We start from the raw sequence: 13,395 nt of genomic DNA, 5'->3' as shown, positions 1-13,395 counted from the left end.
TTTATGATACTCATCCTTATTATAGCAGCAGTTATTTCTGGAATATTGGGCGATGTAACAGATGCGATAATAATTCTTTCCATTGTTGTAATTAACGCTTTTGTGGGGTTCATACAAGAATACCGTGCAGAAAAAGCAATGGAAGCATTGAAAAATATGGCCACAAACCATGCCCTTGTTTTACGTGAAGGAAAGATGATTGATATTCCTGCTTCCGATTTAGTGCCGGGAGATGTGGTGGTACTTGAAGCCGGAAATATTATTCCTGCTGATGTAAACACATCAGGTAAAAGTGGATGAATCTGCCCTTACAGGGGAATCCAATAACGTGGAGAAAAATCCGGAAGAACTTTCCGCAGGAGACTATCCGCTTGGCGACCGGGCAAACATGGGTTATAAAGGAACATCCATTACCAGCGGACGAGCACTTGCTTATGTGGTGGCAACAGGAATGGATACCGAGTTGGGAAACATCGCAAAAATGATCCAAACCGATGAAACCGCTACACCTTTACAAAAAAGATTAGCCGCTTTCGGCAAACGATTATCGGTTACCATTCTTATAATCTGCACCGTAATTTTCTTTATCGGATGGTTGCGAGGAGAATCTGTTTTAATTTACTTCCATTTCGCTTGCTGTCGCAGCCATTCCCGAAGCATTGCCGGCATTGGTAACCATTGCACTTGCCTTTGGTGCCAAGAAATTAGCAAAAAACAATGCGCTCATCCGGAAATTACCGGCTGTGGAGACATTGGGTTCCGTAACTTATATCTGCTCAGATAAAACAGGAACCCTTACGCTAAATAAAATGACCGTACAGGAAATTTTTGAAACTTCAGATACAAAATATGATGCTGTTTTTGCAGAAAACAATATGCTTCTCCATATAATGGCTTTAAATAATGATGTCTCCAAAGAGGAAAACGGGAAATGGCTTGGAGATTCAACCGAAGTGGCACTAGTTCAATATGCTTTCGATAAAAATTTAAACCGCGCCGATTTAGAATTAAAATTTCCCCGAATTGCAGAATTGCCTTTTGATTCTAAAAGAAAATGCATGACTACAATCCATCAAATCGAAAATCCTGCTGCTGACCAGAGCACAGCCATTATTGTGATTACAAAAGGTGCTGTAGACGTGCTTTTTGACAAACTGAATGTCGATCAAAAATCGCTTATTCCTGAATTTGAACTCAAAGTCAACGAGATGGCCGAGAAAGGATATCGGGTGCTGGGATATGCAATGAAAATTCTTCCCTCGTTGCCGGAAAATTTGGATGCTGATGAAATCGAAACGGAATTAACCCTTATTGGTTTTGCCGGAATGATTGACCCTCCGCGCAAGGAAGCAAGGCAAGCTGTTACTGAATGTAAAGAAGCAGGTATTATTCCTGTTATGATTACGGGCGATCATAAACTAACCGCCAAAGCCATTGCCGAAAAACTGGGGATTATTTCTACCGATGAAGATCTGGTACTGACAGGTCCAGAACTTACAGCATTAACACAGATTGAGTTTATAAATATCGTGGAAAAAGTAAAAGTATATGCACGGGTAAATCCAGAACAGAAATTAAGAATCATTAATGCCTTGCAATCAAAAAACCACTTTGTCGCCATGACAGGCGATGGTGTGAATGATGCACCGGCGCTTAAAAATGCCGACATCGGTATTGCGATGGGAATTAACGGCACGGAAGTTTCCAAAGAAGCCTCACACATGATTTTACTGGATGATAATTTTGCCACTATCGTAGTTGCAGTCAGGCACGGCAGAAAAATATTTGATAACATCCTCAAATTTATTAACTCATGTTACGCAAGAAAAGTGATATATTAGCTATATGGATGTTAATAAGTTAAGCGATATTTACACAGATTATTTATTGGCTTGTCAAGGTCAAATAACCGCAACGGGTATTTCAGAGTTCACAGGAAATACAATTTGTCATGATCAATTCACGCGTTTATTATCCTCAGGTTTTTTTAGTTCAGAAAGTCTTTGGAAAAAAACTAAATCCATGTGCCATGAAATAAGAAACTCAGAAGCGGTATTAATATTTGATGATTCCATTGAAGAAAAAAAATACACCGACAGTAATGAACTCATGCAGTGGCATTTTGACCATACGGTCGGGAGATGTGTAAAAGGGGTTAATTTTTTGACAGCATTATATCATAGTAACGATATCAGTTTACCTGTTTGTGTTGATTTTGTTAAGAAAACAAAGCCTTCAATAAACAAAAAAGGTAAAGCGATTATGAAGAGTGAGATAACTAAAAATGAAATGTTTAGAAATATGCTTTATCAATCGAGCTATAATTTGGACTTCAAATATGTTTTAAATGACAGTTGGTTTAGCTCCGTTGAGAATATGGCTTTTTGTAAAATTGTCTGTAAAAAGGATTTTATCATGGCTGTCAAAGACAATCGAAGAGTAGCATTAAGTCAAGAGGATAAAAAAAATGGAGTTTATGTAAATATTAAATCATTGGGCCTTGAGGAGTGCGTCATGTCTGTTTACTTTGAGAAATTGGATTTCCCAATATTACTGAGCAAACAAGTTTTCAAAAACGGAGACGGAAGTACTGGCGAACTTTATCTTGCCTCATCTGATTTAAGTTTAACGTTCTCTCAAATCACTACAATCTACAAAAAAAGGTGGAAAGTAGAAGAATATCACAAGTCTATAAAGAGCAATGCCGCATTTTCTAAATCGCCAACAAGAACACCTAAAACCCTAATTAGCCATTTTATTGCGTCAATAACGGCATATGTAAAATTAGAGCTGATAAAAATTAGAACAAGCAAAAATCATTTTGCCCTAAAATCCAAAATCAATATGGCAGCTACAAAAGCAGCCTATTTAGAACTACGAAAGTTATCAACACCCATATCTAATTTAGACTTGGATTTTGCGTAACGTGAGTTAATAATTATGGTAATACCGATTGCTAATTTACGCATAAATAGCGTGTAATAATACAGCTTTAATGGTATTTAAATTATAAATGATACTATTCAAACACAATAGTTGATTCTTTTTGGTTTCTTCATACTCATCTGGAACTGTAGTACTAATGGATCTAAAAATTTCAATAACGGCCAAAAAAGCTTATTTTACGTCATCAAGTTTTTTTGCATCCAAATTAATTTTCAAAATAGCTGCAAGGAACAGCATCACGAACAATAAATCGATCTCACTCCGGTTGTTCTCTTTATTTCGTTCGGCAGCTCTAGTCGGTCGTCCACACAAAAAACGTCCTCTCTCCCTTCGCAGCTATTACACCGCAATAAAAAAATAGCAGTCCAACGAAGAGCTGGACAGCTGTTTTTTGGATACATTGCCAAACTAAAATATGTAAGCTACTAGAAATCAATAAAAATATTTTTTCAATTGGAGCAAATTATGATGAATATTGATATATGTGGCAGTACCAAAATTTAAAATATAATTGAAGTTTTTATTCCTTTATCTTATATTTTTCATTAAATTTATTATCAATTAAATATATCTATTATGACTGTAAATCAAATATTAGACGTAAAAGGAAAGGAAGTTCATTCGATACTTTCTACTATCACAGTATATGAAGCATTGAGAATAATGGGAGAAAAAAATGTTGGAGCTCTTTTAATAATAGAAGATAATATTTTAAAAGGTGTTTTGTCTGAAAGGGATTATGCTCGAAAAATTGCTTTGAAAAACAAATCTTCAAAAGAAACTTTCGTGCATGAAATCATGGATCGGGATGTGGTTACTGTAAAACCAACTGATAATTTAGATTATTGTATGGATTTAATGACCACGAAAAGAATCAGGCATTTACCAGTTTTATCTGATGGTCAAGTTATAGGCATTGTCTCCATCGGCGATGTGGTAAAGGCAATAATCGATATCCAAAAAAATACCATTGATCATTTGGATTCCTATATTACTGGAACTAAGAAGATTTGAAATGAAATTAATTAACTCTGAATAATAGTATTCATAGCCATGATAAAAAGAAACGAAAAAAGGAGTTGGTCTTTTTAAAACTGGGTCAGTTTTTGCAAAACTCATCTTTTCAATTATATTCAGCTGAAGAGGTTTTATAAAATCCAGAAAAAGACTGGAATTGCCGACAAGGATGAAAGCGAACAATTATCGTTTTTTTCACACCTTTTTTTAGAAAAAAAGAAAAGCAAAAACATAAACGATTGATTATAAGTCATAAAATTTAATTTTTTATAGGACATTAATGATATTTAATTATGGAAACCATCATCCTTTCAATTGTTCTTTTAGCGCTTGCCTTTGCCGGGATTGCCATTAAAATATTAGTAAAAAAAAATGGAAGGTTTTCCGGCACTTGCAGCAGTAATAATCCATTAATACAAAACGAGGAAGGTACTTGCGGTATTTGTGGGGCAAACCCTAAGGAGAAATGTAAATCTTAGTGTAATTCCTTTATCCATTTTTTTAAACTTTCGGATGCATATGTTTTCAAGTTTCCGTTATCATCATAAATAAAATACACTTCCAGTTTTAAGTCTTTGTTGTCTTCTAAAAACCGAATCGATTTTTTCAATCCCATCACCATAAAAGCAGTGGCATAAGCGTCTGCAGTAATACCGTCATCCGCAATCACCGTGGCGCTTAATAAATCCTGTTTGGCGGGGTAGCCCGTTCTTGGGTCGATAATATGGGAAAATTTCTGGCCACTCTCTTCATAAAATTTTCGATAATTTCCGGAAGTAGCCAGGGCTTTATTGTTTAAATTTATTACAGCTTCAAGTTTTCTTTCTGATGTTGCTTTTTCATCGGGTTTATCAATACCAACTTTCCAATTTTCATTTTCTTTTTTTCCTTTAGCTTTAAGCTCACCGCCCAGTTCAACTAAGTAATTGTCTATTCCTTTGCTTTCAAGATAATTAGCCAAAACATCTACTGTATATCCTTGTGCAATGGCATTAAAATCAATTTTAATCTCTGGTTTCGCTTTTATTATTTTGTTACCCTCAAGTTTCAACATTTTGTAGCCAACAAAATGAAGTAAACTGTCGATTGTGGTGCTATCCAGAGTAGCTTTTTTAGTAAAGCCAAATCCCCATGAATTTACCAAAGGACCAACCGTTACATCAAAAAGACCGTCGGTTTTTTCTGAAACTTCAAGTGATTTATTAAACACGTCAATAAAATATTGATCAACTACAACGCTGTTGTCGTTATTATTTATTCTTGAAATAATTGAACCAGGAAGCCAAGTTGACATGGATGCGTCAATCTCTTTTAACAGTGAGTCAATGGCTGTTTTGTGATTGACTTCATCATCAGATAAATAAGAAATGTGGTAAGTAGTACCCTGCGCATTTCCTTCAACCTTAATTAAAGATTTCTTATTGGAGTTACAGCCAGTAAAAAAAATAATGGATGCAAGAATAGGGAACAGGAATTTTATCATATATGTTTTTTTATCCTCCAAAATCATCAAAAGCAATATTATCAGGCTGGACACCAAGGTCATCAAGCATTTTAAAAATCGCAGCCATCATCATAGGTGGTCCGCAAATATAATATTCTACATCTTCTGGTGCTTCATGAAGCTTCAGATAATTTTCATAAAGCACATTATGAATGAAACCTGTATAACCTGTCCAATTGTCTTCAGGCTGCGGTTCTGAGAGCGCAACATTGTATTGAAAATTAGGAAATTCTTTTTCAATATCTCTGAAATGATCAGTATAAAAAATTTCCTTTAATGATCTTCCTCCGTACCAGAAAGTAACTTTTCTATCCCTTTCTTTTTTGGTGTGAAAAATATGAAATAAATGTGAACGCAACGGTGCCATCCCTGCACCACCGCCAATGTAAATCATTTCTTTTTTTGTAGGCTTGATATGAAAATCGCCAAATGGACCCGCAATATTTACTTTGTCTCCGGGCTTTAGGGTAAATATATAAGAGGAACAAATCCCCGGATTTACCTTCATGAATCCACCTGCTTTTCTGTCGAATGGAGGTGTGGCAAGACGGACATTCAACATGATGATATTCCCTTCGGCTGGATGATTAGCCATTGAGTAAGCTCGGAAAACGGGTTCTGGATTTTTCATTTTCAGATCCCAGATTTTGAACTTATCATAATCGGCCTTAAATCGATCATCAATTTTATAAAGATCCTTTTTAAAATCAATTACACATACGGGTACGTCTATTTGGATATAACAACCCGACTCAAATTCCAGAAATTCAGCTTCGGGTAATTTTACTACAAGTTCTTTAATATAGGTGGCCAAATTATCATTTGAAACAACTTCACATTCCCATTTTTTAATTCCCAATATTTTTTGAGGAATAGTTATTTCCATATCTTGTTTCACTTTTACCTGACAACCCAACCGCCAGTTTGATTGCTGTTGTTTTCTTGTAAAATAAGGGATTTCTGTGGTTAAAATTGCGCCACCACCTGATAATACCTGGCATTTGCACATGGCACAGGTTCCACCACCACCGCAGGCCGAGGGCAAAAATATATTTTTATTAGATAAGGTGGTAAGCAGAGTTGAACCAGCTTCAGTTTCAAGTACTTCCTTTCCGTTAATGATTATTTTAACTAATCCGGAAGGAGTAAGTTTTGATTTTGCATACAGAATAATATACACTAGCACCAAATTGAATCCTAAGAAAACAACTATGCTGCTAATAACTGTCGTACTATCAATACTTAAAATTATCATTTTTTTTATTTGATTATAGATTTATAACGAAATCCCCATAAAACTCATAAATGCAATAGCCATTAATCCGGTTAAGATAAAAGTAATTCCCAAGCCTCTTAAAGGTTCAGGGATATTTGAGTACCGTAATTTTTCCCGAATAGCTGATAATGCAACTATTGCCAGAAACCACCCTACACCAGAACCCAATCCAAAAACGGTAGCCTCTCCTAATGTGGCGTATTCCCTTTCCTTCATAAATAATGCACCTCCCAAAATAGAACAGTTTACTGCAATGAGTGGTAAGAATATGCCTAAGGTTGTGTACAGAGCAGGTGCATATTTTTCAACAATCATCTCTAACAACTGAACAATGGAGGCAATGGTTGCGATGAACAAGATAAAACTTAAAAAACTGAGATCAATTGTTGCAAAGTCGGAGGACAACCATTTTAAAGCCCCTGCTTTTAACACATAATTCTCCAGCATATAACAAACCGGCACCGAAATCAGTAAAACAAATATCACTGCAAGCCCCAATCCTATGGCACTCTTTACGGTTTTGGAAATGGCTAAGTAAGAACACATGCCCAGAAAATAGGCAAATATCATATTCTCAATAAAAATTGCTTTTATAAAAATATTTACATGTTCCATAAAAAAATGTTTAAATAACGTTGTTTTTTAGTTGCTGTCAGTATAATTATTTTGACTCTATTAATTTTCTGTTCCGGCTTCGTTGTACCCAAATGATAATTCCAACAATGATTAGCGCCATAGGCGGCATAATAAAGAAGCTATTATTAAAATATCCCATCTTATAAACGGATTCCGGTATAATGCGAAAACCCATCAATTCACCGGAGCCTAGTAATTCTCTTATCATAGAAACGATAACCAATATTAATCCATAACCAAATCCGTTACCGATACCGTCTAAAAACGAAGGCCAGGGTTTATTTGCCATTGCAAATGCTTCTAACCGACCCATAATGATACAGTTTGTAATAATTAGCCCAACAAAAACCGATAGTTGTTTACTTACATCAAACACAAAAGCTTTTAAAAATTGATCTACCAAAATAACCATTGTGGCAACTACTGTTAACTGAACAATAATACGAATGCGGTTTGGAATAATGTTTCTGATAAATGAAATGATAACATTCGAAAAAGCACAAACTAATATTACCGCAATGGCCATAACAATAGATGGTTTCATTTTCACTGTAACAGCTAACGCCGAACAGATGCCCAATATCTGTACCGTAATTGGGTTATTATCGTTTAACGGGTCATACAAAAGGCGTTTGTTTTTTGGAGAAAACAAACCTTCTTTTGGTTCTTTGGGGTTTGCAGGAGTTGTTGTTTCTGTGCTCATATACTGTTATTTAAGTTTATAAATGCTATGGCCTTCTACTTTTAAAATAAGGTATATAATTGCTAAGTGTTCTTTTAAACATTTCTGTAACACCTTTGCTGGTTATTGTTGCTCCTGAAATGGCATCCACGCCATGCATATCAATTGGAGATGCACCTCCTTTAATAACGGTTACCGAAACAAAATTTCCTGATTCATCAAATATTTTTTTTCCGATGAACTGCTGCTGAAATTTTTCTGTTTCAATTTCGGCGCCAAGCCCGGGTGTTTCACTTTTATGTCCAAAGCTGGCGCCGTAAATCGTGTTCATATCACCTTTTAGGGAAATGTATCCCCATATTGGTCCCCATAATCCCTTTCCTTGTACAGGAATGATATAAAAAGATTCTCCGTCTTTATTACAAATGAAGAGCGGAAATAATTGTTCATCAGTTTTACCAGTTTTTATTTTGTCCAGTTCTTTTTTAAGGTCTATATCAAACGCAGTAACTTTGCCCTTTACTTCTTCTCCTTTATTATTTAAAACAATTTGTTTGGTTATATATTGGTTAAAAAATTGCTCAGCCTCACCGGTTTCAGCATATACAGAAATACTGGTTAAAATGTTTTTCATTTTTTCTATCCTAATATTTTTTGCCTGATACGGAGCAAGGCTAATAGCAGCTACAGATAACAGTACAGCTATAACCACCACCATACCGGAGGAAAAAAGAAATGTGGCTTTATTACTGTCTTTATGCATTTTGATTTTGTACGGGCTTTACCCTTTTTAGTCTTCGTTTAATATTTGCTGCAACTACATAATGATCTATTAAAGGTGCCATTACATTCATAAATAAAATGGACAACATCATCCCCTCGGGATATGCCGGGTTAAAAACTCTGAGCAGGATGGCAAACATTCCTATTAAAAAACCATAAATGTATTTTCCTGTATTAGTTTGTGCAGCACTCACCGGATCGGTGGCCATAAAAATGGCACCAAATGCGAAGCCACCCAAAACTAAATGATGTTGCGGTGTGATCTGCATCAACGTATTCAATCCAAACAGATTAAAAATAAGTGCCATTAAAAATCCGCCCACAAAAACGGACGACATGATGCGCCAGCTGCCAATACCGGTGTATAGTAAAATCGCCGCACCGATCAAGCAGGCAATTGTAGAAGTTTCGCCTATGGAGCCGGGAATGGCACCAATAAAGGATTCCATAGTTCCGGGAATTTTATCGGCAAGACCTGCCGCAGCGTTGCCCAAAGGTGTGGCACCGCTGTAACCATCAACTAAAGTCTGCCCTTTATCCGTACTTGTATTTATCCAAACTTCATTACCCGACATTTTTGAGGGATAGGCAAAAAATAGAAATGCCCTGGCCGTAAGTGCCGGATTTAAAATATTCATACCTGTACCTCCAAAAACTTCTTTTCCGATGATTACTGCGAAAATTGTTGAAACTGCCACCATCCATAATGGCACATCGACAGGCATTATTAATGGAATTAACATGCCTGAAACCAAAAAACCTTCGTTAATAGTGTGTTTCCTTATGATAGCAAAAATAAATTCTGTTGATAAACCTGCACCGTAGGATACGATGACTAACGGCATTACTTTGATTACCCCGAAAATAAAATTATCCAATAAGGAAGCGTCTGTAATTCCCAAAGCCTGGTGATGTTGATAGCCTACATTCCACATACCGAATAAAAGACAGGGCACTAAGGAAAGTACAACCAATATCATGGTGCGTTTTAAATCTATGGCATCACGTACATGAGCTCCTTTGCTTGCTGTGGTGTGATTGGGAACAAAGAGAAAAGTTTCGAATGCATTGAATGCCGGATAAAATTTTTCCAGTTTTCCACCTTTTTCAAAGTTGGGTTTTATGTTGGTGAGTAATTTTCTAAGTGGCTTCAAATTCAATTATTTTGATGATAAAATTCAGATACCTACTTATTTATAATGAGGTCATATCCATTATAAATCAACGCCTTAATAATATTTTAACTGTGTATTATAGTTGTTTTAATAAATATAAGCAAATAGTTTTCTATTTAAAAAATTGATTTGAATTAAATATAAATCAATTGGTATCAACTGAATTCTTTACGCATAATATCAAGTCCATGCCGTATGATTTCCTGCGATTTTATCTTTGATGTACAGACCAATTCACAGAGTGCAAAATCTTCTTCCACTACTTCGTAAATACCGAGCTTTTCCATCATATCTATATCTTCAATCAATATTGATTTTAAAAGATATACCGGGTAAATATCCATCGGAAACACTTTTTCATATTCGCCGGTTACTACAAATGGACGTTCTTCGCCGTGCAGGTTGGTGTTCAAATCGTGCTTTTTATTGGGTGTTAGCCAGGAGAAAAAAGTACGGGACATACTGAATTTATTAATCCCCGGCGCTAACCAGCCCATAAACCCAAATTCATTGCCTTCAGGAATAACGGTTATTTGTGAATCATAAAAACCTAAATAACCGTCTGCGGGAATTTGATTACCGGATAAAATATTGCCGCTGATGATTCTGTTTTCTCCCTTTCGTAAGCCACCATCAGCTATAATATTTTTTATCGAGCAGCCTACAATGGTTTTAAAATATTTTGGTTCATTAATCTGTGAACCAGTTAATGCAATCAATCTTGTTGCATCAAATATTCCCTCACTAAATAATTTACCAATGATTAACACGTCTTGTGGATTGATGTGCCAGACTACTTCTCCTTTGTTTACGGAATCAATATGGTGTATTTGTACGCCCACATTACCAGCAGGATGAGGACCGGATATTTTGTTGAGTTGCACAACCTTTGCATTTGCAAAAATGGCAGGAGGAGCGGGATTGTCTCTCACATTCAAATGTATTTTCCCATTAGTTAATTTTTTTAATGCATCCAAGCCAGTTTGAAAATGGATTTCATTCCCGGACATGATAAAATCATTATCGGGAGCCAATGGATTACTGTCAAAAGCAGAAATAAAAATAGATTTTGGACTTTCACTCGGATTGGCTATAATTCCATAGGGACGCTGACGAATAAATGGCCAAACACCGCTATTCAATAATATTTCAATTACTTCTTCCCTGTCAAATTGATTAGGATTTGATTTTTTAAATGGGGCATATTTAATTTCCCTATCTGCCAGTATTTTAATTTCCAAGATCACTCTTTTTTCTCCACGAAGAATTTCGACCACTTCGCCACTAACTGGGGAGCTTACTTTAACGGCTTCATTATTTTTATTATAAAACAAGGGAGTACCTGCAAATACATTATCACCTACTTTAACCAGTAATTTTGGAGTGAGACCAGTAAAGTCCGTTGGTTTTATGGCAAATAGGTCAGCTATGGGCATGTCTTGAACAGTCTTCACAGCCTCCCCTATCAATTTAAGATTCAATCCCCGTTTAAGTTTAATATATTCACTCATACATTATCTAATTTTATTGGGCATTAATGATAATTTTCTGGTATTTGACGCAGTTCTGGTTTACTCAATGAATTCAAGCATTTTAGCTATAACCATTTGATTTAGGGGACAATAAAGAACTAATTTAGTGATTTTACCTTAAAACAGCAACAAAAACTTTTATTTTCATAAAAAATGATTGTATATAGCTTGAGCTAATTAGGGTCTGCTGAGAAAGACATATTAATTTGTAGTTCAATCAGATATAATTGTATTCGAGGAACTAAATTAAAGGTATTATGCTAAACAGCCCAAAAAAGTGTGCGCCAACTCTAGTTTTTTCGGATGAAACTCCATTTGAGGTTTCGTTACTTGTTGAGTTTCGGAAGCATTTAAGTTTGGATGTTATAAACAAAAACAACGAAAAAATAGTTGCACTAAAAACTAAACTTTTGGGGGAGTTCATTTTGAGGGACTTTCTCGCCCAGTTTGCCAGATGTTTTAGCGAAAGTACTTTATTTTTTAGCTTCTTGAATATTTAATTATCGACTTATTTACTTAACAAACAACTAAAGGTTAAATGTTAGCAGAGGCGAATTCCCCTCTTGAGAGGGGTTAGGGGTGTGTTTTTCTTTAAAATGCAAATATTTCATTTTGTTAATGATGCTCTAAAGTATTTACAGTCGTTAAAAACAACAATAAAGTTTGAGTTCATTAGACTTAATATTAGTCTTTAAGTAAGTAACTCGATTAATTATATGGTTAATATAATTTGTTATGAAACAGAATAAAGTATTACTAAGTAGTTACTTTTAAATAATAGACACTTTTAAGCAAAATCGATAGTGTATTTTTTTCCAATGTTTGCTAGGATTTCATCGATAGCATTATTAAGGGTCTGGAGTATGTGACTTTTTAGCATCAGACAAAGATAAACAAAAGTGTCGATTATTTAACAACAACTACTTATTCCAATTAGAATTGCAAAAGGAGAAATTAATTGAAAATATAAAGGCTTAATGATATCGGCACACTTTAATGAATAATTATGATGGATCTGTCTTGGAACAAAATAAAGAACTAATGAAGTAATAAGCATAAACCATCCAAAAATCTTAAAGTAATCTGGAAATTTGGAAAAATCTGAATATAAAATCAGACCTGTTGCTGGTATCATTCTTATTGTTATTTCGGCATAGTTTATAAAATTAGTGCTGCCTGCTTTTCTTAAAATCTGTCTTGCTTTTTTTGGTGCAAAGAGCATAATTAAGCCAACACTGATAAAGAATATTCCGAAAAGTATAATTATCCATTTTGCGATTATTGTCATCATAATACTTATTTTTTTAGATTTTAACTTTCAATAGAATTCTTAGCCAACCCATTTTAGGACGATAGTATTAGTAGTACCTTTTATTTGTTTTCTTATTTTATACCTCGTTGCCATTCGTGTTGTATTTCTCTACGATAAAAAAGAAAATAATAAGAAACATTCCTATTCTATCACCCTAAAACAAGTGGTTCTCAGGTATGCGATGAATGCCATTACTCTGATGGGTGCTGCCATGCTACTGCCTTATTTTGGCAAAACCTTGCAGAGATAAGTGGATTGGGACAAAGTTTATTGGCAAATTGTTCCATCGTTAATATTTTTGGAAGCAATATTTTCAATATCTTTATTCTGGCACTTAATGATATTCTGTACACAAAAGGACCTATTTTCCTTTTTACAAGCCATAATCATAGCTGCGCTTAGTACAATCATCATCATGGCAACTGGCATTACCGGCATTGTATTTAGGGAAGAAAAATGGAAACTCGCCATAGATACAGCATTAATACTGTTAGTCTATGTACTAATGATATCTTTATTATATTATAAAAAG

Annotated in this window: 15 protein-coding genes; 6 read left to right on the top strand and 9 right to left on the bottom strand. The window is 35.0% G+C overall.

Annotated elements, in window-relative coordinates:
• The first annotated feature begins 3 nt into the window (after positions 1-3).
• The 6 genes from ACNO7W_RS02415 to ACNO7W_RS02390 all read left to right on the top strand — a co-directional run bounded on the left by ACNO7W_RS02415 (position 4) and on the right by ACNO7W_RS02390 (position 4,442).
• Positions 4-300, top strand: coding sequence for a hypothetical protein (locus ACNO7W_RS02415; RefSeq protein ID WP_417936883.1), 297 nt, complete (start codon positions 4-6; stop codon positions 298-300).
• Positions 293-784: a hypothetical protein gene (locus ACNO7W_RS02410; protein ID WP_417936882.1), complete on the top strand. Its 492-nt coding sequence runs from the start codon at positions 293-295 to the stop codon at positions 782-784. The genes ACNO7W_RS02415 and ACNO7W_RS02410 overlap by 8 nt, the downstream gene beginning before the upstream one ends.
• Complete coding sequence (locus ACNO7W_RS02405; RefSeq protein ID WP_417936881.1) at positions 669-1,841, top strand: cation-translocating P-type ATPase; 1,173 nt, start codon at positions 669-671, stop codon at positions 1,839-1,841. Before ACNO7W_RS02410 ends, ACNO7W_RS02405 begins: the two co-directional genes overlap by 116 nt.
• 4 nt (positions 1,842-1,845) lie before the next feature.
• Complete coding sequence (locus tag ACNO7W_RS02400) at positions 1,846-2,925, top strand: transposase (RefSeq protein ID WP_417936880.1); 1,080 nt, start codon at positions 1,846-1,848, stop codon at positions 2,923-2,925.
• A 597-nt stretch (positions 2,926-3,522) separates the two neighbouring features.
• Complete coding sequence (locus tag ACNO7W_RS02395) at positions 3,523-3,960, top strand: CBS domain-containing protein (RefSeq protein ID WP_417936879.1); 438 nt, start codon at positions 3,523-3,525, stop codon at positions 3,958-3,960.
• A gap of 296 nt (positions 3,961-4,256) precedes the next feature.
• On the top strand, positions 4,257-4,442 hold the full coding sequence (locus tag ACNO7W_RS02390; protein WP_417936878.1) for a membrane or secreted protein: 186 nt from the start codon (positions 4,257-4,259) through the stop codon (positions 4,440-4,442).
• Here ACNO7W_RS02390 and ACNO7W_RS02385 read toward each other — a convergent pair.
• The 9 genes from ACNO7W_RS02385 to ACNO7W_RS02345 all read right to left on the bottom strand — a co-directional run bounded on the left by ACNO7W_RS02385 (position 4,439) and on the right by ACNO7W_RS02345 (position 13,334).
• A complete protein-coding gene (locus tag ACNO7W_RS02385; RefSeq protein ID WP_417936877.1) occupies positions 4,439-5,446 on the bottom strand; it encodes an FAD:protein FMN transferase in 1,008 nt (335 codons plus the stop codon). The genes ACNO7W_RS02390 and ACNO7W_RS02385 overlap by 4 nt on opposite strands.
• Before the next feature lie 10 nt (positions 5,447-5,456).
• Positions 5,457-6,722, bottom strand: coding sequence for an NADH:ubiquinone reductase (Na(+)-transporting) subunit F (nqrF, locus tag ACNO7W_RS02380; RefSeq protein WP_417936876.1), 1,266 nt, complete (start codon positions 6,720-6,722; stop codon positions 5,457-5,459).
• A 21-nt stretch (positions 6,723-6,743) separates the two neighbouring features.
• Positions 6,744-7,358, bottom strand: coding sequence for an NADH:ubiquinone reductase (Na(+)-transporting) subunit E (gene nqrE, locus ACNO7W_RS02375; protein ID WP_417936875.1), 615 nt, complete (start codon positions 7,356-7,358; stop codon positions 6,744-6,746).
• Between the two features lie 46 nt (positions 7,359-7,404).
• Positions 7,405-8,082, bottom strand: coding sequence for an NADH:ubiquinone reductase (Na(+)-transporting) subunit D (locus ACNO7W_RS02370; protein WP_417936874.1), 678 nt, complete (start codon positions 8,080-8,082; stop codon positions 7,405-7,407).
• A 25-nt stretch (positions 8,083-8,107) separates the two neighbouring features.
• Positions 8,108-8,824, bottom strand: a complete 717-nt coding sequence (gene nqrC, locus ACNO7W_RS02365; RefSeq protein WP_417936873.1) for an NADH:ubiquinone reductase (Na(+)-transporting) subunit C — start codon at positions 8,822-8,824, stop codon at positions 8,108-8,110.
• Complete coding sequence (locus ACNO7W_RS02360; RefSeq protein WP_417936872.1) at positions 8,817-9,998, bottom strand: NADH:ubiquinone reductase (Na(+)-transporting) subunit B; 1,182 nt, start codon at positions 9,996-9,998, stop codon at positions 8,817-8,819. The genes nqrC and ACNO7W_RS02360 overlap by 8 nt, the downstream gene beginning before the upstream one ends.
• Before the next feature lie 176 nt (positions 9,999-10,174).
• The gene (locus ACNO7W_RS02355; protein WP_417936871.1) at positions 10,175-11,530 is read right to left on the bottom strand and encodes a Na(+)-translocating NADH-quinone reductase subunit A; all 1,356 of its coding nucleotides are present in this window, start codon (positions 11,528-11,530) and stop codon (positions 10,175-10,177) included.
• A gap of 931 nt (positions 11,531-12,461) precedes the next feature.
• Positions 12,462-12,842, bottom strand: coding sequence for a hypothetical protein (locus ACNO7W_RS02350; protein ID WP_417936870.1), 381 nt, complete (start codon positions 12,840-12,842; stop codon positions 12,462-12,464).
• Between the two features lie 288 nt (positions 12,843-13,130).
• Complete coding sequence (locus ACNO7W_RS02345) at positions 13,131-13,334, bottom strand: hypothetical protein (RefSeq protein WP_417936869.1); 204 nt, start codon at positions 13,332-13,334, stop codon at positions 13,131-13,133.
• Between the last annotated feature and the right edge of the window lie 61 nt (positions 13,335-13,395).

This window comes from Flavobacterium sp. ZB4R12, assembly GCF_048276375.1.
In the GTDB taxonomy this organism is placed as follows: Bacteria; Bacteroidota; Bacteroidia; order Flavobacteriales; family Flavobacteriaceae; genus Flavobacterium; species Flavobacterium gawalongense.
Note: the sequence above shows the minus strand (reverse complement) of the source record. Positions and strands in the feature narration are given on the sequence as shown.